Genomic DNA, 20027 nt, shown 5'->3' on the forward strand with positions numbered 1-20027 from the left:
CGCATCGAGCAGCGCGTCGGTCTCCTCTTCCTCTTGCGTCAAGCCGACTCCAGCTCGGCCATCTGCCGCAACCTCGCCAGCGCCCGATGCTGGGCGACGCGGACCGCACCTGGTGACATACCGAGTACATTACCGGTCTCCTCAGCCGACAGACCCGACACCACTCGCAACAGCAGCAACTCCCGTTGGTTCTCTGGCAGCCTGGCCAGCAGCCGGCGCGCGTGCTCCACCTCGATGTAGCGGACCACGGTCTCCTCGGGCCCCGGTCCGTCGTCGGGCCCGTCGGGCAGATCCTGGGTCGGGACGGCCGAGCGCACCGAACTGCGCAGCGCGTCGGCCACCTTGTGCGAGGCGATCCCGAACACGAAGGACGCGAACGGCCGCCCCATGTCCCGGTATCGCGGCAACGCGGACAGCACCGCGATGCACACCTCCTGGGCAACGTCGTCGGCAATGTGATATTGCCCCGAAACCCTGCCCAGCCTGGCACGGCAATACCGCACCACCATCGGACGCAACTCACCGAGCAGGGATTCGATCGCACTGCGATCTCCCTGTACGGCGAGGCTCGTCAGTTCCCTAAGGTCGGAGTCATCCGTCCGTTCCGGAAGTCTCGACGCGAGCCTTACCCCAATTTTGGCGTCGGCGACGCTTCCCTCGCTCACGATAGGCATGATGCCCGCACTGATCGGGCCTGTCGTCATGGCGAACGGCTACGGATTGGTCACATTGAAGCGACGATAACCAAGAGTAATCGCGTAGGTACACTAAGGCTAATAACCTGACATAATATTTCACGCTATAACCCGGAATGCGCGACAATTGTCAGACCCCAGACGCTTATCACCCACCCTCGGTTTACTCCATTAATGCACCTTTTCCCCCAATTCTCCCCATCCCGCCAAGAAACCGCAGGTCGAAACCACTGACACCTCCCCGCCTCCGGGCCCTGGTGGCGGGGTGGCCTGTTCGCGGGTCGCCCGGGTTGAGAGCGCCCTACAAACGCGCACAAAAGCCACACGGCCCGCACCCTCTCCGGGGTGCGGGCCGTGATGTGGAGGAACCGGGGTCAGTGGCCGTGGCCGTGACCGTGGCCCTGGCCGGCGGCCGGGGCCTCCTCCTCGGGCTTGTCCACCACGAGCGCCTCGGTCGTGAGCAGCATGCCGGCGATGGACGCGGCATTCTGCACAGCCGACCGCGTGACCTTGACCGGGTCGCTGACGCCCTGGTCGAGGAGGTTGCCGTATTCGCCGGTGGCCGCGTTGAAGCCGTGGCCGAGGGACATCTCGGCGACCTTGTGGGTCACCACGTAGCCCTCGAGACCGGCGTTCTCGGCAATCCAGCGGGCGGGCTCCACCAGGGCGCGGCGGACGACGCCGACACCGGTGGCCTCGTCGCCCGTCAGGCCGAGGTCGTCGAGGTCCTTGCCCACGTGGATCAGCGCGGCGCCACCGCCGGCGACGATGCCCTCCTCGATCGCGGCGCGCGTCGCGGAGATGGCGTCCTCGAGACGGTGCTTCTTCTCCTTCAGCTCCACCTCGGTGGCGGCGCCGACGCGCAGCACGCACACACCGCCGGCGAGCTTGGCCAGACGCTCCTGCAGCTTCTCGCGGTCCCAGTCGGAGTCGGACTGCTCGATGGCAATCTTGATCTCCTTGACGCGGTCCTCGATGGCCGTCGCGTCGCCGGCGCCGTCGACGATGGTCGTGGCGTCCTTGGTGACGACGATGCGCCGGGCGGTGCCGAGCACCTCGGTGCCGACGTGCTCCAGCTTGAGGCCGACCTCCTCGCTGACGACCTGGCCGCCGGTGAGGATGGCCATGTCCTGCAGCATCGCCTTACGGCGGTCGCCGAAGCCCGGAGCCTTGACGGCCACGGAGGTGAACGTGCCGCGGATCTTGTTGGTGACCAGGACGGCCAGGGCCTCGCCCTCGACGTCCTCGGCGACCACCAGCAGCGGCTTCTTCGTCTGGGCGATCTTCTCCAGCAGCGGCAGGAAGTCCGCGATGGAGGCGATCTTGCCCTGGGTGAGCAGGATGTAGGCGTCCTCGAGGACGGACTCCATCCGCTCGGGGTCCGTCACCATGTAGGCCGACAGGTAGCCCTTGTCGAACTGCATGCCCTCGGTGAACTCGAGCTCCATGCCCATGGCGTTGGACTCTTCGACGGTGAGGACACCGTCCTTGCCCACCTTGTCGAACGCCTCGGCGATCAGGTCGCCGATCTTCGCGTCCTGAGCGGAGATCGTCGCGACGTTGGCGATCTCCTTCTTGTCCTCGACCGGGCGGGCGCTGGCGAGCAGCTTGTCGCTGATCTCCTTGGCGGCCTTGTCGATGCCGCGCTTGAGCGACAGCGGCGAGGCGCCGGCCGCCACGTTGCGCAGGCCCTCGCGGACCATCGCCTGGGCCAGGACGGTCGCGGTGGTGGTGCCGTCGCCCGCGATGTCGTTGGTCTTGGTGGCGACTTCCTTGGCGAGCTGGGCGCCGAGGTTCTCGTAGCGCTCCTCCAGCTCGATCTCACGAGCGATGGTGACACCGTCGTTCGTGATCGTCGGCGCACCGAACTTCTTGTCGATGACGACGTTGCGGCCACGGGGGCCGAGGGTAACCTTCACGGCGTCCGCGAGGGCGTTGACGCCACGCTCGAGCGCGCGGCGGGCGTCCTCGTTGAACTCCAGGATCTTCGCCATTTGAGAATCCTCTCCTAGCGTCGAAAGCCCCGGCCGCCTTTAGAGCGCCCGGGGCTCGACACAACCGGCCTACTTCTCGATGATCGCGAGAACATCGCGGGCGGAGAGCACGAGGTACTCCTCGCCGCCGTACTTGACCTCCGTGCCGCCGTACTTGCTGTAGAGGACGATGTCGCCCTCAGAGACGTCGAGCGGAATCCGCTTGTCGCCGTCCTCGTCCCAGTTGCCCGGGCCCACCGCGAGGACCCGGCCCTCCTGCGGCTTCTCCTTGGCGGTGTCTGGGATGACCAGGCCGGAAGCGGTGGTCTGCTCGGCCTCAAGCGGCTGAACCACAATGCGGTCGCCGAGCGGCTTAACGGGAACCTTGGTGGCGGTCGTCACGATCGGACCTCCCCTTCAGATTTGAATGATCTAGAAGAGGCGACCAGCTGGGCCTGCCGTCGCGGGTGTCAGACCTGCCTCGTCGCACGTTGGCACTCTCAAGGGGAGAGTGCCAACAGGAAACATATGCAAGAGGGGCTTGACAGTCAACACGAACGCGTCTGCTGAGAGCGATCAGAGGCGGTGGCCGACGGCTGGATCGCCCAGGATGCCAGGCCGGGACGGGGTTCGCGAGCCGAGCACCCGCCGAGGAATTCGTCGACGCCGTTCGACGGGTCGCGCGGCGCCGGCATGGCGCTAACGTCGTGTGACGTGGACCTCGACGCCTTCAACGAGTTGCTGACCCCGCGCGGGCAGCGCGCCCTCGCCGAGGCCGGGGAGCTCACGGGCGCCGACCCGGTCGCCGCCGCCACCAGAATGCGCAGGACGTACGACGCCGCCCTCACCTCCGCCGCCCTCACGCAGGCGGGGCTGCGCGTACGGGCCAGGGCCAAGTTCGGCGCGGACGCCGGCGAGATGTACTTCACCCCGCACGGCCTGGAGCAGTCCACCCGGGCGGAGGTCGCGGGACACCGAGCCCGCCGCGTCGTCGCCGCCCACCACCTGGGCCCCCGGGTCATGGACGCCTGTTGCGGCGTCGGCGGCGACCTCATCGCGCTGGCCCGCGCCGGCTGCGCCGTGTCGGCCGTGGACGTCGATCCGCTGACCGTCGCGGTGGCCAGGGCCAACGCCCACGCGCTTGGGCCGGCCGGACGGGTGACGGTGAGCGTGGCGGACGCTGCCACCGTACGACCGGAGGACCACGACGTGCTGTTCGCCGACCCGGCACGGCGTACGGGCAGGGGCAGGACGTTCGACCCCATGGCCTACTCGCCGCCGTGGCCCGTGGTGCTCGACCTCGTCTCCAGGGCGGCGAAGGCGTGCCTCAAGGTGGCGCCCGGCATCCCGTACGAGTTCATCCCCGGGGACGCCGAGGCCGAGTGGGTCTCGTACAAGGGGGAGGTCAAGGAGGCCACGCTCTGGACCGGCCACGGGGACGGCGGCGGCCGGCGGGCCACGCTGCTGCCCGGCGGCCACTCGCTGGCCGCCACCGGCGTCCAGGCCACGGCCGGCCCGGTGGGGCGCTACGTCTACGAGCCCGACGGCGCCGCCGTCCGGGCGCATCTGGTGGGCGAGGTGGCCGAGATGGTCAACGGCCGTCTGCTCGACCCCATGATCGCCTACATCACCGCCGACGACCCGGTGGACACACCATGGGCCGCCAGATACGAAATAGCCGACGTTCTCCCGTTCTCGCTGAAAAAACTCCGCGCCACGCTCCGCGAACGGAAAATCGGAAACGTCACCATCAAAAAGCGCGGATCGGCCGTGGACATCGAACGCCTCCGCACCGACTTGCGGCTTAACGGAGACATGTCGGCCGTGATCATCTTGACCAGAATCATGGATAAGCCGTCTGTCCTCATCTGCGACGTACCCCCACCTGCCTGAACGACCATATCGGTCATTCTTCCGTTAACCGCGATCTTTCAATTCACCCCTGACGGACCTTGATCGAAAGGCTAAGGTGGGCGGGCGGGCGTTCTCCCCCTAATGCGGTTATCCGCGTTCTCGCTCTTTCATCTGCAAACCGGACCTATCCCACCGCTGCGCGGCAGACCGTCGGCGAGCGAAGGAGCTCTCGGTGGACAATTCCAACCACACCACCCTTCTCCAGGCAGGCGGCCATTCCGGCATCTCCGAGAGGATGCGAGACCTGCTCCAGCGTGCCGCCCAGGACCACGTCTACGAGCAGCGCACCCAGGGAGCCGTGCTCGACGAGATCCGCCAGCGGCTCGAAGGCATGGAGTGGCTGCTGCGCGAGGTCCGCGAGCGCGAGCTCGGCGGCCTCAGCGGCACGCTCGAGTCGGTCAACGGCCGGCTGGAGGAGATCTCCGCGAAGCCACCGATGTGGGCGGAGGGCCTGGCCCAGCACGTGGAGGCGGTCCGCGACCACGTCGACGCGGTCGGGGACAAGGTCGGCCAGGTGGACGCCCGCGTCACCCCGGTCGCCGAGCTGCCGAGCCTGTGGGCGGACCTCGGCACCGTGGGCGAGAGCGTGGAGGAGGCGCTCAACCGCCTGAAGGCCGTGCTCGACACCACTGATGGCATCACCAAGGGCATGTCCGGTTTCGCCGCCACTCTGGCCGGTCTCAACTCCAGCATGGAGGCCGCCGCCAGCCGCTTCACCAGGCTCGACAAGTCCGTGGCCGAGCTGACCTCGCGTACCGACCGCGTGGAGTGCGTGGTCACCGACCTCGCAGAAGGCGTCAACGACCGGCTGGCCGAGGCGACCGAGCAACTGGCCGTCAGGTCAGACGCCGCCGAGCAGCGCCTCACCGCCCGGCTCGCCGAGACCGGCCAGCGCCTGACGACCCGGCTGGAGGAGTCGGACCAGCGTCTGACGGCCCGCCTCGACCAGACCGACCAGCACCTCACAGAGCGCCTGGAAGAGACCGACCTGCGCCTCGCCACGCGGCTCGAAGACGCCGACCGGCGCCAGTCCGGCAGGCTGGACGAGGCGGACGAGCGGCTGACCGCCCGGCTCAAGGAGGCCGACGAGCAGCTGTCCAGCCACCTCGCCGACGTCGAGCAGCGGCTCACCACCCGCCTCGACGAGACCGACCAGCACCTCGCCGTCCGCCTGGACGAGGCGGACCAGCACCTCGCGACCCGCCTGGACCAGGCCGACCGGCACCTCGCGGCGCGGCTGGACGAGGCCGACCAGCACCTCGCGACCCGCCTGGACGAGGCCGACCAGCAGCTCGCCGTGCAGCTCGGCGAGAGCGACCAGCGACTGGCGGCCAGGCTCGACGGTGTGGACGCCCGGCTCGACCGGGTCGAGGGGCGGCTGGTGGGCCTGGACTCCAGGCTCACCGGGTTCGACAGCCGCCTGGAGTCCGCCGACGAGTGCCTGGCCGACATCGACACCAGGCTCGACGGCGTCGACGGCCGGATGAGCGGCGTCGACAAGCGGCTCACGTCCATGGACAGCCGGCTCGGCGGGGTGGACAAGCGGCTGGGCACCATGGACGGCCACCTGGGCCGGCACGACGACCGGTTCGACGCGCTCGACGTACGCATCGACGCCCGCTTCACCGCGCTCGACGAGCGCATGACCGCCGCTGACCAGCACCTCGGCGAGAGCGCCACCCGCAACGAGGGCCGCTTCAACAAGCTGGACAACCAGCTGGATTCCATCGACGAGCGGCTGGTGGAGGCGGAGGAGCACCTGAGCGGCCGCTTCGACGCCATCGACGGCCGGTTCGGCGGCCTCGGCACCCGGTTCGACGGCCTCGACACCCACCTCAGCGGCCTGGCCACCAGTGCCGAGCAGGCCGGCGAGCGCCTGGAGTCCGTGGACGACCGCATCGAGGCCGTCAGCCAGCGCATGGGCCAGCTCCCCGCCGCCCTGGAGATCCCCGAGCGGGTCGGCGAGATGATCAAGTCGCAGACCGGCGAGCAGGGCGAGCGCCTGGCGGCCGCCGCAGACGCGCTGACCGAGCTCGTCAGGTCCCGCCCGGACCGCGACGAGCTCGCCGAGACGGTCACCGGCATCGTCGAGCCCGCCACCAACGACCTCACCAAGCGCCTGGCCACCCTGGAGGAGACCATGCTGGCCCTGGCCGAGGCCCTGCTGCGCCCGGCCAGGACCAAGGACTGACCAGATCGACACCGGTCACGGGAACGTTCCGGCCAGGACCAAGGCGCTGGCCCTGGCCGGGGCCTGCTGCGCCCGGCCATGACCAAGGACCGGCCGGATCGCCACCGGGCGCGGGGGCGTCAGGTCGTCTCTACGGCGTCGTCTCCGCGGCGGCGGACAACCATGACGGCGAGGCCCTGCCGTCCGCTCTGAGGGGCCGTCAGGGCGATGCCGTGGCACACCAGGCGACGGCTATCGACCCGAGTCTGGCGCGAAGGGGCTCAGACGTGCACCGTCGTGATCGGCATCGAGGAGTCCGCCGGGATCTCCAGGGTCGACGGCGTGATCCCGGCCGCCACCAGATCGGACCCCAGGGCGGCCACCATGGCGCCGTTGTCGGTGCACAACCCGGGACGGGGCACCCGCAGGCGTACGCCGGCCGCGTCGCACCGCTCCTGGGCCAGCGCGCGAAGCCGGGAGTTGGCCGCCACGCCGCCGCCGATCAGCAGGTCGTGCACGTCGTACTTCCTGCATGCCCCCAGCGCCTTGCGGGTCAGCACGTCGACCACGGCCTCCTGGAACGAGGCGGCCACGTCGGGCACGTGTACGGACTGTCCCGAGGCCTCCCGGGCCTCGACCCAGCGCGCCACGGCCGTCTTGAGCCCGGAGAAGGAGAAGTCGAGCGTGCCGTCGTCGACCTTGCCGCGCGGGAACGCGATCGCCGTGCCCGAGCCGTCGCGGGCGGCCCGGTCGATGTGCGGCCCGCCGGGGAACGGCAGCCCCAGCACCCGCGCCACCTTGTCGAACGCCTCCCCCGCCGCGTCATCGACGGTGGCGCCGAGCGAGATGACGTCGGAGGCCACGTCGGGCACGAGCAGCAGCGACGAGTGCCCGCCCGACACCAGCATGGCGACGCACGGCTTGGGCAGCGGCCCGTGCTCCAACTGGTCGACCGCGACGTGGGCGGCGAGGTGGTTGACGCCGTAGAGGGGCACGCCGAGGCCGAGCGCGTAGGACTTGGCGGCGGCCACGCCGACCAGCAGCGCCCCTGCCAGCCCAGGGCCCGCGGTCACGGCGATGGCGTCGATGTCCGCGAACCTCAGCCCGGCCTCGGCCAGCGCGGCCTCCACGGTCGGCGTCATGGCCTCCAGATGGGCGCGCGAGGCCACCTCTGGCACCACGCCGCCGAATCTGGCGTGCTCGTCCATGCTGGAGGCGATCGTGTCGGCCAGCAGCGTGTGGCCCCTGACGATGCCGATGCCGGTCTCGTCGCAGGACGTCTCGATGCCCAGGACCAGGGGTGCGTCAGTCACCAAGCTTCCTTCTCATCATGATCGCGTCGGTGCCGTCGTCGTAGTAGCGGCGGCGGGTGCCGATGTCCTCGAATCCGAAATGCCGGTAGACCGCCTGCGCCCGCGGGTTGTCCGCGCGTACCTCGAGGAAGATCTCCCGCGCGCCCCTGCGGCCCGCCTCGGCCAGCAGTTCGGTCAGCATCGCGCTGCCGATGCCGGTGCCCTGGTGCTTCTCCAGCACCGCGATGGTCTGCACGTCGGCCTGGTCGGCCGCGGCGGCGAGCCCGGCGTAGGCCACGATCTCGCCGCCCACCAGGGCGACCACATAGTGTCGCGAGCGTGGCATCTCGGCCAGTTCGCCGCGCATCATGCCCTCGCTCCACGCGTCGAGCGGGAACGTGACCCGCTCGATCTCCATGACGGCCGGCAGGTCGGCCGGGGTCATCGGCCTGAGCTTCACGCCGTCACCCGCTTCGGCGCGCCCGGCACCACGGCGTCGGGCCTGCGCAGGTAGATCGGGCGTGGCGGGTCGAGCGGGATGCCCTCCGCGAGTCGCTCGACCGCGAGCGCGGCCAGGGCGCCCGCGTAGGGGTAGGGGGGCACATCGCCCCGGTGTCCCAATATTTCGGGGTAAAGGGCGGCGCCGGCTCCGACCACCGGCAGCCCCTCCACAGGTACGTCGGCCGGCCGGTCCACGAAGGGCCCGTCGCGCCTGGTGCGCCGGTCGGCGTAACGCGCCCAGAACACCTCCTTGCGCCGCGCGTCGGTGGCCACCAGGAACGGCTCGCCGAGCCCGCTGCCGTGGGCGACCGCGTCGAGCGTGCACACGCCGTACGCGGGCACCCCCAGCGTGGTCGCGAGGCCCTGCGCGGTCATCAGCCCGACACGCAGCCCGGTGTAGGGGCCGGGGCCGCTGCCCGCGACGATGGCGGTCACGTCGCGCAGCGCCGCGCCCGCCTCACTCAGCACCAGCTCGATGGTGGGCACAAGCAGCTCGCCGTGGCGCCGGGCGTCGATCGTGGTCGACTCGGCGAGCACCCGCCCCCCATCGTGGAGCGCGGCGGTGACGGCGGGCGTCGCGGTATCAAAGGCCAGGACCAGCACGACTGTCTAGCCTACCCGCAGGCCGGCTCTCACCTGCCCGATACCCGGATCAGGCCCAGCCCGTACGCCGCCGCAGCCAGTCGAGCGCCACCACACCCTGAGCCCGCTGAAACTCCCGCACCGTGGGAATCCCCGGCGGGGGCGGCTTGCGGGCCTGGCAGACGAAATAACCGGTCATCGCGGCGACGACCGCGGTCACGGCGGGATCGGGGTCGGTGCACAGCTCGTGCGGCGGCGGCCCGCCCTGCATGCCGACGGAGGGCAGCATGGCCAGCCGGTCGAACCACGGCGCGCCGACGCAGGCCCACGGCCAGTCCACGACGTAGACGCGGTCGCCGGCGAGCAGGATGTTGTCGGCCCGCAGGTCGGCGTGGACCAGGCTGTCTCCCGCTGCGGCCGCGGCCCAGCCCGACTCCAGCTCGGCCAGCTCGCCGAGATGGCGCAGCGCCCACGGGTCGAGGCCCTCGGCGTCCTCCTTGAGCAGCCGCCGCCAGCCCTGGAAGGCCCCGCCGAACGCCTCGGCGATCGGCGGCGCGTCGATCGGCGAGGGGGTGAGCGCGGCCGACATCCGATCGGCGGCGCCCAGCACCAGGTCCAGCTGGTCGCGCCGCCACGGCAGGTCGGGGTGCACGCCCTCGATGTCCTCGAAGACCAGCACCACCCAGCCCTCGGTCTCGAAGCCGATCAGCAGTCTCGGCGCGCACACGGACGAGGGGAGCGCGGCGGCGATCTTGAGCTCGGCGCGGTAGATGCTAGGGGTGTCGGGGTTCGGCTCGGGGCCGACGGCCTTGACGAAGGCCCGTCCGCCCCCTTCTGTACGGATCCGCACCGCGGCCGCCGGCGAGAAGCCGCCCGGCTGGGTGACCGCCTCGGCCACCCGCCCACCGAGAAACTCCTCGACAGCCGTACGCACCTTGGGATGCACCTCATGCCACGGCACGCGACTACCCGCGGCAGGCGGGTGGTTCTCTGCGCTCATACCTCATGCTCCCGCACTTCAAGCTCGGGAGGCGTAGACGATGATGTTGTCGATGTATTCGCCCTTGGCGTAGTCGAACCTGCCGCCGCAGGTGACCAGCTTGAGCCCGTCCTCGACGTAGACGCGGCGAGCCGGGAAGCTGTCCTTGTGCACCTGCTCGATGGAGTCGACCCTGAACTTCACGACCTTGCCGTCACTGCGTTCCACCGAGAGGGTCTCGCCCTTGCGTAACTGCCTGAGCTTGTAGAACACGGCGGGCGCGGTCTTCGTGTCGACGTGGCCGATGATCACCGAGGCGCCCTTCTCGCCAGGCACCGCGCTGCCGGTGAACCAGCCGGCCACCTTCGGCTTCTCGTACGGAGGCAGCTCGACCTCGCCGTTCTTCTCCATGCCGAGCTTCATCAACGGGGCCTCGAGGTCGATCGAGGGGATGTCGATGCTCTCCGGCACGACCGCGGCTGCGGGGGTGGTGCCGATCTCCATGTTCTTGCCGAACATGACCAGCAGCAGGCCCGTCACGGCGCCCGCCAGCACCACCCGTCCTGGACGGGCCATCCGCTATGCCCTGTTGCGCCGCTTGACCGCGATGCCGACGCCCGCGACCAGCGCCAGGCCGATCACGATGCCTGCCGGACCGAGCGGGATCGACGACTCGTCGGCCGCTTCCTGCCCGAACGTGCCGCCGCCTCCGGCTCTGGGCGCCTTGGTGGGCACGTCGGTCGGCACCGCCTCTGGCGCCACCACCCTGAGCGTGGTCCGCCCCATGTCGTTGGTCCCGTCGCACTTGACGTCCACGCGGTACGAGCCGCGCCGGACCGTGCCGGACACCTGTGCCTCACCGCTCACCCAGGGCGAACCGCCCGCTGCCGTGCCGGTCGGGCGCGGCGTGAGCGAGGCCGCCGGGGTCGGGTTGAGCGTGACGCCGTTGATGAACGCCCTGGAGGTCGCGGTGCCGGTGTGCGCCGGGCCGCCGGTGGGCTCGGGGCAGTTGGCCAGGACGTACACCCTGGAGGTCTCACCGGCGGGAACACTGTCCGGGTTGACCTGGACGAGGATGTTCTGCCGGGTGGTGGTCGGCTGGGGGCTGCCGGTCGGGGCGGCCGTGCCTGGCGCGGTAGGGGCCGGTGTGCTGCCCGTTGGTGTGGGTGTGGTCTCGGCCGAGGCTGTACAGCCCGTCAGACCGACCATGACGATGGCTCCCGCGTACGCGACTCGCCTGACCCTGAGCACCGGCCGCACCCCACTTTGCCGTCCTACCACCAAGCATCCACCAGAAATGTGGATGTCGCCCCACCTGATACCCACAAATTCTGGGCGAATCACTGACCAGTGATCATGATTTACATCATCGACCCGGTACGTCAAGGGTGCCAGCGTTGCCGGAAAATGGCCGGGATTTTAGGCTTCCAGCGGATCAGACGGCGTGTCGGCCCACCGCGGGCCCACTCCGCGCAGGGTCACGAGCCGGGCCTCGTCGCCGGCCTCGCGATCGATGTGGATCTCCAGCCGGTCGTCGGCCAGGCCCTCGACCAGCCCCTCACCCCACTCCACGACGGTGACGGACTCCTCCAGCGAGGCGTCCAGGTCCAGGTCGTCGACCTCCAGGTCGCCGCCCAGCCGGTAGGCGTCGACGTGGACGAGCGGCGGGCCCTGGCGCAGCGACGGGTGCACCCTGGCGATCACGAACGTGGGCGAGGTGATCGGGCCGCGTACCTTGAGGCCCTCGGCGATGCCCTGCACGAGCGTCGTCTTGCCCGCGCCGAGCGGCCCGGACAGGACCAGCAGGTCGCCGGCGCGCAGGAGCCCGGCCAGGCGGGCGCCGTACGCGCGCATGTCCTCGGCGGTGGCCACCCTCACTGCAGCTCCACCCTCTTGATCAGGTCGCGCAGCGCGTCGTTGACCACGCCCGGACGCTCCAGCTGGATCAGGTGGGACGTGTCGGGCACCTCGGTGAAGTGTGCCTTGGGCAGCGCCGCGGCGATGGCCCTGCTGTGGTCGGGCGGGGTCAGCCAGTCGCGATCGCCCACCATGATCGCGGTGGGCACGGGGTCGAGCACGTGGAGCGCGGAGAGCTTGTCGTGGTTCATCAGCGCCGGATAGAAGTCGGCGACCACCTCGGTCGGCGTCGCCCTGATCATGGACTCGGCGAAGTCGACCACGGTCGGGCTGATGTTCTTGGAGTCGCCGAACCCCATGTAGCGGGTGATCAGGAACGCGATGTCGCTCCCCACACTGCGGGTCCTGTCGACCAGCGCGCCCCGCCTGCCGAGCAGCGAGACCGTGGAGGGGGCGACCTTGTGCACGGCCTTGGACACCAGCGCGGGCATGCCCAGCGTGAGCTCGGCCAGCTTGCCGGCCGAGGTCGCGATGAGCGCCACACCGCGGATCTTGTCGCCGAACAGCTGGGGGTGGCGGTCGGCCAGCGCCATGATGGTCATGCCACCCATGGAGTGGCCGACCAGCACGCACGGTCCTGGCACGAACCGCTCGATCACCTCGGCGAGGTCCTCGCCCAGCCGGTCGATCGAGCTGTCGCCGGCGCGCTGCGAGCGCCCGTGGGAGCGCTGGTCCCACAACACCATGCGGTGGTTCTCGCGCAGTTCTCTGCGCTGGTAGTGCCAGGACTCCAGGCTTAGGCAGTAGCCGTGGCAGAACACGATCGTCAGCGGCGCGTCGTGCTCATCGTCGCGACCGCTTCGGGGCTCGTTGGCATCGTTGCTCTCGCTCCCTCCCCCCGAGCTCCTTCGCTCGTGCTCATGGTCGCGACCGCTTCGGGGCTCGTTGGCATCGTTGCTCTCGCGCTCTCCCCCCGAGCTCCTTCGCTCGTGCTCATGGTCGCGACCGCTTCGGGGCTCGTTGGCATCGTTGCTCTCGCTCCCTCCCCCCGAGCTCCTTCGCTCCTCGGGTCCGTCAAGCTCAAGATGGAGCGCCACCCCGTCGGTGGTGACGTGTGTGCGTTCCCTGCCACGCAACTCGCCGAACGGCTCGTTCGCCTCGGTGTCGGGGCGCAGCCTGATCCGGCCGACCGCGTAGCGCTTGGCCAGCGCCGCAGCCGCGACACCGGCGGAAGCCGCACCGACGAGCGCGCCGGCGATCCCTACCCTGCGCCGTGTTGTCGTCGTCATTTCGCCGAATCCTTCTCCGCTCATGCTCGCCGCGAAGCACCCTTCGTCACTCTGAGCCCTTATGCTCGTAGACCCGCCGCACCCGCGAACCGATTCTGGTCACGATCTCATGCGTAATCGTGCCGAGGGTATCGGCCCACTCCTGAGCGGTCGGCTCGCCCCCGTCACCAGGCCCGAACAGCACGACCTCGTCGCCCGCCGCCAGGGGGTCGTCGCCCATGTCGATCATGAACTGATCCATGCACACACGGCCGGCGATCCGCCTGCGACGGCCGCCGGCCAGCACCTCGGCCAGGCCCGTCGCGTGCCTGAGCACGCCGTCGGCGTAACCGAGCGGGACCAGCGCGAGGGTGGTCTCGCGCTCGGTGACGTAGAGATGCCCATAGGAGACCCCTGAGCCCTCGGGGACCCGCTTGACGAGCCCGGCCCTGGCCACGAGGGTCATCGCCGGCCTGAGCCCGAAGTCGCCCAGCTCGGGGATGGGGCTCAGGCCGTACATCGCGAGGCCGGGCCTGACCAGGTCGTAGCGGGCTGCGGGGAGCGTCATGGTGGCAGCGGAGTTGGCGATGTGCCTGATCACGTGGGAGCCGGCCGCGCCGGCCTGCTCGGCCAGCTTCAGCGCCGCGTCGAACGCCTCCAGCTGCCGCTCGATCGACGGATGGCCGGGGATGTCGGCGCAGGCCAGGTGGGACCAGAGCCCGACGATCTCGACGACGCCCTCGGCCCGCAGCTCCAGCGCCCTGGACAGCAGCTCCGGCCAGGTGGCGGACGGACATCCGCCCCTGCTCATGCCGGTGTCGGCCTCCAGGTGCAGCCGCACGGTCCGGCCCGTACGGCGCGCCGCGGCGGCGATCTCGTCGAGCAGTCGCACGTCGGAGGCCGACAGCTCGATGTCGTGCTCGATGGCCTCCGCCAGCGGCTCGCCCGGGGTGACGAGCCAGGACAGGATCGGCGCGGTCACACCGGCCGCACGCAGCGCCAGCGCCTCCATGACGAACGCGGTGCCGAGTCTGCTCGCACCCCCCTCGAGCACGGCCTCGGACACGGGCACCAGACCGTGCCCGTAGGCGTCGGCCTTGACGGCGCCCATCAACTCCGCGCCGTCGGCCCGCTCCTTGAGCAGAGCCACATTGTGCCTGATCGCGGCGAGGTCCACGCGTGCCTGCGCGGGGGTGGCCATCGGGGAGTACATCCTTCTAGTGTGGCAGCTCACGCACGTGGTCGAGCGCCATTTTCATCGCCGGCGGTCCTCATGGCGAATAGTTTCGTCCCTGGTGGCCGTCGTGCTCCCGCCCGTAATGGAGCGGATGGCGTCGGGTACGGCCGCCGCCACGTCGGCCGCCGCCAGGGGCGCGCCACCAGCCGCCCGCCGCCCGGCCAGCCCGTGCAGATAGGCGCCGCAGGACGCGGCGTCGTAGCAGCTCAGCCCCTGCGCGAGCAGGGCGCCCGCCATGCCGGACAGTACGTCACCGGTGCCGCCGCTGGCCAGCCAGGGCGTGCCCGTCACGTTGACCCGCGTGGGCCTGGAGTCCTCGGCCACGACCGTGGTCGAGCCCTTGAGCAGCACGGTCACGCCCAGCTCGGCCGCCGCCGCGCGGACGTACTTCAGCCTGGCCGCCTCGATGTCGCCGCGGTCGGCCCCGATCAGCCGCGCCAGCTCCCCGGCGTGCGGCGTGATCAGCACGGGCGCGGACCGCCGCAGCAGCTCCTTATCCTTGGCCACCAGCGTCAGACCGTCGGCGTCGATCAGCACGGGCACGTCGGAGGCGAGCACGCCGGCCGCCAGCTCATGTGCCCAGTCGCCGGTGCCGAGCCCGGGACCGAGCACCCACGCCTGGACCCGCCCGACGTTCTCGATCGAGGGCCGGTCGAGCAGCGTGATCACCGCTTCGGGCCAGTGCGCGCGCACCTGCGTCACCGGCGGCTCGGTGCCTGCGTAGCGGACCATGCCTGCCCCGGCCCGGAGCGCGCCGCCCACGGCGAGCACGGCCGCGCCGGTGTAGAGGTCGCTCCCTGCCGCGACGCCCAGCACGCCTCTGCGGTATTTGTCCGTCTCCTGCCCTGGGCGCGGCAGCATGAGATCGAGGTCGCCGCGGGTCAGCACCGCGACGTCGGGGTCGGGCAGGTAGGAGCCGAGCCCGATGTCCACCAGCTCCAGGACGCCCGTGTGGGCGGCGCCGGGGTCGACGAGCAACCCCGTCTTGTAGGCGCCCATCGTCACGGTGACGGTGGCGTGCACCGCCGCCCCGCCGACCTGCCCGGTGCTCGCGTCGACCCCGCTCGGCACGTCCACCGCGACGATCGGCGCGCCGATCGCGTTCGCCTCCTCGACCAGCTCCCTGTACGGCTCCCGCAACGCCCCAGAAGCCCCGATGCCGACGAGCCCGTCCACGATCAGGTCGGCCTCCTCCAGCGCCGCCCGGTCGACCACCCGCCCACCGGCCCGCACGAACGCCGCCAGGCCCGCCTCGTGTGTCCTGGACCCGGCCAGCACGGCACCTACCCGCGCCCCGCGCCGCGCCAGGAGCCGGCCGGCGTAGAGCGCGTCGCCGCCGTTGTCGCCGCTGCCGACGAGGAGGACGACGCGTCCGCCGTAGACCGCGCCCAGCAGGCCGGCGCAGACGGCGGCGAGGCCGGACGCGGCGCGCTGCATGAGCGTGCCCTCGGGCAGCCGTGCCATCAGCTCGTGCTCGGCGCCCCTGATCTGGTCGGCGGTGTAGGCAGTGCGCATGATCCGAAGCTATCCCTCCGCGATCACATAGGCCACGGCGACGCCCGCGTCATGGCTCAGAGAGACGTGCCAGCGCTTGATCCCCAGCCCGTACGCCGCCTCGGCCACCTTCCCGCTCACCCGCAGCTCGGGCTTGCCCAACTCGTCGCAGCGCACCTCGGCCTCCAGATGCCCCAGGCCCTTCGGCGCGCCGAGCGCCTTGGCCACGGCCTCCTTGGCGGCGAACCTGGCGGCCAGCGAGTGCGCCGGCAGCGGCCGCTCCCCATCGGTGAACAGCCGCTCCCGCAACCGCGGGGTGCGCTCCAGCGCGGCCTCGAAGCGGGCGATGTCCACGATGTCCACGCCGATACCCAGGATCATCGCACCAGCGTACTTCGCGGCGGGCGGCCTGCTCGTCGTCAGAACAGGCCGCGCTCCCACGGCCCCCAGATCGCGATGGAGGTGCCGTGTTTCGCCTGGATGTTGACGTACAGCGTGTGGCCGCCCGGGCCGAACGTGGAGCCGGCGAACTCCGCGCCCGGGTCGCCGGGAATGGGCTCCAGGCGGCAGAAGTCGAAGATCCGCCCGGAGCCGGTGAGCCCGCGCAGGTAGTTGCCGTCGTCGCCGTCCTCGCACAGCACCAGCGTGCCGCGCGCGCTGACGGTCACGTTGTCTGGCAGGTCGAGGACCGACGAGCGCGGCGACTCGTAGACGAGCCTGAGCCGCCCGCCGCCCGTCTCGTACGCCCACACCTGCCCCCGCCCGTCGCCGAACCCCGAAGGCGGCGGGTCATCGGGCGAGGTGTCGCCGCCCTGGGTGGAGACGAAGTAGACGGTTCCCTGGTGGTGGACCGCGCCTTCGAGCCTGGAGAAGATCGCCGCCCCCTCGGCCCGTCCCTGCCTGCCGACGGCCTGGACGGCCTCGTCGTTGGCGGGCCGCCCGGTGAAGGCGGGGTCGGGGTCGTCGATGTCCACCCATCTGGTGGCGTACGTGGTGCCCGGCCGTTGTCCGGCCGAGAGGTCCTTGCGCTTCGCGCCCTTGACGGCGAGCATCTGCAGCCGGCCGCCGTCGAGCAGCCGACCGGCCTGTACGGGGTGCTTGGGCGGCAGATACCGGTAGAACCCGGATGGGAAGCCGAAGTTGTCCTCGGTGAGGTAGATCGCGCCCGTCGCGGGGTCGAAAGCCGCCGACTCGTGCGGGAACCGGCCCGCCGACCTGATCGGCCTGCGAGTGGCGGTCCCGTCGACCGGCACCTCGAAGAGATAGCCGTGCTTCATGGTGAGCCTGGTGTTGTCGCCGCCGGAGGAGTCGTCGCCCACGTCGGGGCCGTTGACCGTCTCCTCGCAGCTCACCCAGGCGCCCCAGGCCATGGGACCGCCCGAGCAGTTCATCATGGTGCCGTTCAGTGAGGGGGCGCTCCTGAGCACCTCGCCGTGGCGGGTGACGCGCAGCGTCGAGGTGCCGCCGCCGGCCATCGGGTCGTAGGCGTCCGCCCTGTCGCCGAATGCGCCGACCGGGCCGTTGACCTCGTGATTGCGTACGAGTACGGCCGACCCGTCCTGCCCCGTGAACGCCGCCATGCCGTCATGCCGGCCGGGCACCCTCGATCCGTCGCTGAACTCGTCCCCGGCGGCGCTGAACGACCGGTACGCGAACCCGTCGGGCAGGTGCAGGCGTACCTCGCCGTCACGGAGGTCGCGTACGGGCCGCAGCGGGCCGTACCCGCCGCGTACCGGCTTGGCGCCCCCTTGCACCCCCGCGCACGCGACCCCGGCGAAGGGGGCGGCGATCCCGGCGGCCACGGTGGAGATGAAGCGACGACGGTCCACATGACCTCCCGCCACGCAACAGTAGCCGCCCCCCTGTCCGGACATGCCGGATTTGCCCATCCCTTCTCCCCGAACTGACTCTCGGTAATCCCACGTCTTTGTCCACACCCTGTGTAAACCCGGCGGGCGAACTCCCTGCGCCCCGGCCATGATCGCCCTGAGCGCACATCGCTACGCTGCCAAGCGTGAACAACGGCTACGTGGAACTGAGCAGGGAGCAGTGGAGCGAACTTCGCAAGAACACGCCCTTGACTCTCACCGCAGACGAGCTGGAAGAGCTGCGCGGCCTGGAAGACCCCATCGACCTCACCGAAGTCACCGACATCTACCTCCCCCTGACCCGGCTGCTCAACCTGCACTTCACCGGGTCCAAGCAACGCAGCAGCGTGCTGAGCGCGTTCCTCGGTCATCCCGGGGGGCGGGTGCCGTACATCCTGGGCATCGCGGGCAGCGTCGCGGTGGGCAAGTCGACGACGGCGCGGCTGCTGCACACGCTGCTCGCCCGCTGGCCGGAGCACCCGCACGTGGAGCTGATCACCACCGACAGCTTCCTCCACCCCAACGCGGTGCTGGAGGCCAAGGGCATCATGCATCGCAAGGGCTTCCCGGAGAGCTATGACCGGCGGGCGCTGGTCAGGTTCGTGGCGGAGGTGAAGGCGGGGTCACCGGAGACGCTGGCTCCCGTCTACAGCCACCTCGAATACGACATAGTGCCCGGCGCGAAACAAACCGTGAAAAATCCGGATATCTTGATCATCGAAGGGCTCAACGTCCTCCAGCCCGCCCCGCCCAGCTCCCTCGCCGTCAACGACTACTTCGACTTCTCCATCTACGTGGACGCCAAGGTCGAGGACATCCGCACCTGGTACGTCGAGCGCTTCCACAAGCTCCGCCGCACCGCCTTCGAGGATCCGAAGTCGTACTTCCGGCACATCGCCGAGCTGTCCGACGACGAGGCCACGAGCTTCGCCCGCAACGTCTGGCGTGACATCAACGAGCGCAACCTGGTCGAGAACATCGCCCCCACCAGGGGCCGGGCCGACCTCGTACTCCAGAAGGGGGCCGACCACTCGGTCAGGCGGGTACGGCTTCGCCGGACCTGAACGCCTCCTCGAACAGGTAACGGGCGAACCTGCCCGAACACTCCTGGTCGTCGATGTCGGCGAACCAGCAGTCCTCACCATGGTCATGGCACCAGAAGCGGATCATGTGAGGCAGCCTCGCGTATTCGTGTCAAAACCACGTCAACGTCCGATGGACAACAATGGCCACGTGCTACATCTGCGACTGATCAGCCCGGCGGCCCGGACGGACGAGGCGACGGCGGTGTTGGAGGACTGCCCAGGCGTCACCAACATCGTCGTCCTGCCCGGCGTGGCCCGCGAGCCGAGGGGCGACGTGATCCTCTGCGACGCGGCCAGGGAGGCGGCCAACGAGGTGATCGGCCGGCTGCAGTGGCTGGAGAGCGAGGGTTCCATCGCCGCCGAGCAGGTGGACCTCGCACTCTCCAAGGCGGCGGACGACGCGATCGAGGAGGCGCCGGGCGAGCCCGACGACGCGGTGATCTGGGAGGAGCTGGCGCAGCGGGTGCACGCCGACTCCCGGATCACGTGGGCGTACCTCGCCTTCCTCGCCATCGCGACGCAACTCGCCGGCATCGGCGTGGTGCAGAACTCGATCATCCTGATCGTCGGCGCGATGGTGCTCGGGCCGGAGTTCGGCGCGGTCGCGGCCATCTGCTTCGGGCTGCTGCGCCGCAGGTGGGCCCTGATCGCCACGGCGCTCAGAACGCTGGTCGTCGGGTTCACGGTGGCCATCGCCATCACGTTCGCCTGCGCGCTCGTCTCCTACTGGCTCGGCTGGATCGAGCTGACCAGCCTCGACACGAACGAGGAGGTCCAGTTCATCGTCAAGCCCGACCGGTGGTCCTTCATCGTGGCGCTGCTGGCCGGCGCGGCCGGAGTCCTGTCGATCACGGCGGGCAAGTCGTCGGCGCTGATCGGTGTCTTCATCTCGGTCACCACGGTGCCCGCGGCCGGCTACGCGGCCGTCGCGCTGGCGCTGGCCCACTGGGACGAGGTCGCGCCGTCGATCTCGCAGCTCGCCGTCAACATCTTCGGAATGATCGTCGCGGGCACCGCGACGCTGTTGGTCCAGCGCAAATTCTGGCCTCAAGTAGGACGTCGTTCATCCGTCTGAACGAGGCCACGGCGCGTACCGCCCAGGTAGGGTCCGG

General features: G+C 70.3%; 20 protein-coding genes. 4 read left to right on the forward strand and 16 right to left on the reverse strand.

The features are described from left to right. Positions 1-38: 38 nt before the first annotated feature. The 3 genes from ITP53_RS22600 to groES form a co-directional block, all read right to left on the reverse strand. Positions 39-674, reverse strand: a complete 636-nt coding sequence (locus tag ITP53_RS22600; RefSeq protein WP_195897442.1) for a sigma-70 family RNA polymerase sigma factor — start codon at positions 672-674, stop codon at positions 39-41. Between the two features lie 395 nt (positions 675-1069). Next, positions 1070-2689: a chaperonin GroEL gene (groL, locus tag ITP53_RS22605; RefSeq protein ID WP_195897420.1), complete on the reverse strand. Its 1620-nt coding sequence runs from the start codon at positions 2687-2689 to the stop codon at positions 1070-1072. Positions 2690-2758: 69 nt separating this feature from the next. After that, a complete protein-coding gene (gene groES, locus ITP53_RS22610; RefSeq protein ID WP_113700125.1) occupies positions 2759-3070 on the reverse strand; it encodes a co-chaperone GroES in 312 nt (103 codons plus the stop codon). A gap of 312 nt (positions 3071-3382) precedes the next feature. Here groES and ITP53_RS22615 point away from each other — a divergent pair, with 312 nt between their 5' ends. Together ITP53_RS22615 and ITP53_RS22620 are read left to right on the forward strand one after the other, a co-directional pair. Next, a complete protein-coding gene (locus ITP53_RS22615) occupies positions 3383-4561 on the forward strand; it encodes a class I SAM-dependent methyltransferase (RefSeq protein WP_328815406.1) in 1179 nt (392 codons plus the stop codon). 193 nt (positions 4562-4754) lie between these two features. Beyond that, positions 4755-6773 carry an apolipoprotein A1/A4/E domain-containing protein gene (locus tag ITP53_RS22620; RefSeq protein WP_195897422.1) on the forward strand — a complete coding sequence of 673 codons (2019 nt, stop codon included), beginning with the start codon at positions 4755-4757 and terminating at the stop codon, positions 6771-6773. A 260-nt stretch (positions 6774-7033) separates the two neighbouring features. Here the strand turns inward: ITP53_RS22620 and tsaD are convergent, their stop codons facing one another. The 12 genes from tsaD to ITP53_RS22685 all read right to left on the reverse strand — a co-directional run bounded on the left by tsaD (position 7034) and on the right by ITP53_RS22685 (position 17791). Further along, positions 7034-8065, reverse strand: a complete 1032-nt coding sequence (gene tsaD / locus ITP53_RS22625) for a tRNA (adenosine(37)-N6)-threonylcarbamoyltransferase complex transferase subunit TsaD (protein ID WP_195897423.1) — start codon at positions 8063-8065, stop codon at positions 7034-7036. Next, the gene (rimI, locus tag ITP53_RS22630) at positions 8058-8489 is read right to left on the reverse strand and encodes a ribosomal protein S18-alanine N-acetyltransferase (protein ID WP_195897443.1); all 432 of its coding nucleotides are present in this window, start codon (positions 8487-8489) and stop codon (positions 8058-8060) included. The genes tsaD and rimI overlap by 8 nt, the downstream gene beginning before the upstream one ends. Before the next feature lie 11 nt (positions 8490-8500). After that, a complete protein-coding gene (tsaB, locus tag ITP53_RS22635) occupies positions 8501-9148 on the reverse strand; it encodes a tRNA (adenosine(37)-N6)-threonylcarbamoyltransferase complex dimerization subunit type 1 TsaB (RefSeq protein WP_195897424.1) in 648 nt (215 codons plus the stop codon). 49 nt (positions 9149-9197) lie between these two features. Next, the gene (locus ITP53_RS22640; RefSeq protein WP_195897425.1) at positions 9198-10127 is read right to left on the reverse strand and encodes an aminoglycoside phosphotransferase family protein; all 930 of its coding nucleotides are present in this window, start codon (positions 10125-10127) and stop codon (positions 9198-9200) included. An 18-nt stretch (positions 10128-10145) separates the two neighbouring features. Next, on the reverse strand, positions 10146-10682 hold the full coding sequence (locus ITP53_RS22645; RefSeq protein WP_195897426.1) for a class F sortase: 537 nt from the start codon (positions 10680-10682) through the stop codon (positions 10146-10148). A gap of 3 nt (positions 10683-10685) precedes the next feature. After that, positions 10686-11357, reverse strand: a complete 672-nt coding sequence (locus tag ITP53_RS22650; protein WP_195897427.1) for a hypothetical protein — start codon at positions 11355-11357, stop codon at positions 10686-10688. Positions 11358-11525: 168 nt separating this feature from the next. Then, on the reverse strand, positions 11526-11984 hold the full coding sequence (gene tsaE, locus ITP53_RS22655; RefSeq protein WP_195897428.1) for a tRNA (adenosine(37)-N6)-threonylcarbamoyltransferase complex ATPase subunit type 1 TsaE: 459 nt from the start codon (positions 11982-11984) through the stop codon (positions 11526-11528). Beyond that, positions 11981-13252, reverse strand: coding sequence for an alpha/beta fold hydrolase (locus ITP53_RS57795; protein WP_236051088.1), 1272 nt, complete (start codon positions 13250-13252; stop codon positions 11981-11983). The genes tsaE and ITP53_RS57795 overlap by 4 nt, the downstream gene beginning before the upstream one ends. A gap of 46 nt (positions 13253-13298) precedes the next feature. Next, the gene (gene alr, locus ITP53_RS22670; protein WP_195897444.1) at positions 13299-14432 is read right to left on the reverse strand and encodes an alanine racemase; all 1134 of its coding nucleotides are present in this window, start codon (positions 14430-14432) and stop codon (positions 13299-13301) included. A gap of 54 nt (positions 14433-14486) precedes the next feature. Continuing rightward, positions 14487-15983: an NAD(P)H-hydrate dehydratase gene (locus ITP53_RS22675; protein ID WP_195897429.1), complete on the reverse strand. Its 1497-nt coding sequence runs from the start codon at positions 15981-15983 to the stop codon at positions 14487-14489. A gap of 9 nt (positions 15984-15992) precedes the next feature. Continuing rightward, on the reverse strand, positions 15993-16343 hold the full coding sequence (locus ITP53_RS22680; protein WP_195897430.1) for a holo-ACP synthase: 351 nt from the start codon (positions 16341-16343) through the stop codon (positions 15993-15995). A 38-nt stretch (positions 16344-16381) separates the two neighbouring features. Continuing rightward, positions 16382-17791, reverse strand: a complete 1410-nt coding sequence (locus tag ITP53_RS22685) for a PhoX family protein (RefSeq protein ID WP_195897431.1) — start codon at positions 17789-17791, stop codon at positions 16382-16384. Positions 17792-17991: 200 nt separating this feature from the next. Between ITP53_RS22685 and coaA the strand changes: the two genes are divergently transcribed. Further along, positions 17992-18894, forward strand: coding sequence for a type I pantothenate kinase (coaA, locus tag ITP53_RS22690; RefSeq protein WP_195897445.1), 903 nt, complete (start codon positions 17992-17994; stop codon positions 18892-18894). On the opposite strand, the gene ITP53_RS59375 is transcribed toward coaA, so the two are convergent. Next, positions 18866-19000, reverse strand: a complete 135-nt coding sequence (locus ITP53_RS59375; protein ID WP_268961108.1) for a hypothetical protein — start codon at positions 18998-19000, stop codon at positions 18866-18868. The genes coaA and ITP53_RS59375 overlap by 29 nt on opposite strands. 63 nt (positions 19001-19063) lie before the next feature. Here ITP53_RS59375 and ITP53_RS22695 point away from each other — a divergent pair, with 63 nt between their 5' ends. Then, entirely contained in the window at positions 19064-19990 is a 927-nt protein-coding gene (locus ITP53_RS22695; protein WP_195897432.1) for a DUF389 domain-containing protein, read from the forward strand. Positions 19991-20027 lie beyond the last annotated feature (37 nt).

The organism is Nonomuraea cypriaca, assembly GCF_015645445.1.
In the GTDB taxonomy this organism is placed as follows: Bacteria; Actinomycetota; Actinomycetes; order Streptosporangiales; family Streptosporangiaceae; genus Nonomuraea; species Nonomuraea cypriaca.

Coding starts and splice junctions, on each gene's coding strand:
- ITP53_RS22600 (WP_195897442.1), bottom strand. CDS start 674: ATGCCTATCGTGAGCGAGGGAAGCGTCGCCGACGCCAAAATTGGGGTA.
- groL (WP_195897420.1), bottom strand. CDS start 2,689: ATGGCGAAGATCCTGGAGTTCAACGAGGACGCCCGCCGCGCGCTCGAG.
- rimI (WP_195897443.1), bottom strand. CDS start 8,489: ATGACCCCGGCCGACCTGCCGGCCGTCATGGAGATCGAGCGGGTCACG.
- ITP53_RS22640 (WP_195897425.1), bottom strand. CDS start 10,127: ATGAGCGCAGAGAACCACCCGCCTGCCGCGGGTAGTCGCGTGCCGTGG.
- ITP53_RS22645 (WP_195897426.1), bottom strand. CDS start 10,682: ATGGCCCGTCCAGGACGGGTGGTGCTGGCGGGCGCCGTGACGGGCCTG.
- ITP53_RS57795 (WP_236051088.1), bottom strand. CDS start 13,252: ATGACGACGACAACACGGCGCAGGGTAGGGATCGCCGGCGCGCTCGTC.
- alr (WP_195897444.1), bottom strand. CDS start 14,432: ATGGCCACCCCCGCGCAGGCACGCGTGGACCTCGCCGCGATCAGGCAC.
- ITP53_RS22675 (WP_195897429.1), bottom strand. CDS start 15,983: ATGCGCACTGCCTACACCGCCGACCAGATCAGGGGCGCCGAGCACGAG.
- ITP53_RS22680 (WP_195897430.1), bottom strand. CDS start 16,343: ATGATCCTGGGTATCGGCGTGGACATCGTGGACATCGCCCGCTTCGAG.
- ITP53_RS59375 (WP_268961108.1), bottom strand. CDS start 19,000: ATGATCCGCTTCTGGTGCCATGACCATGGTGAGGACTGCTGGTTCGCC.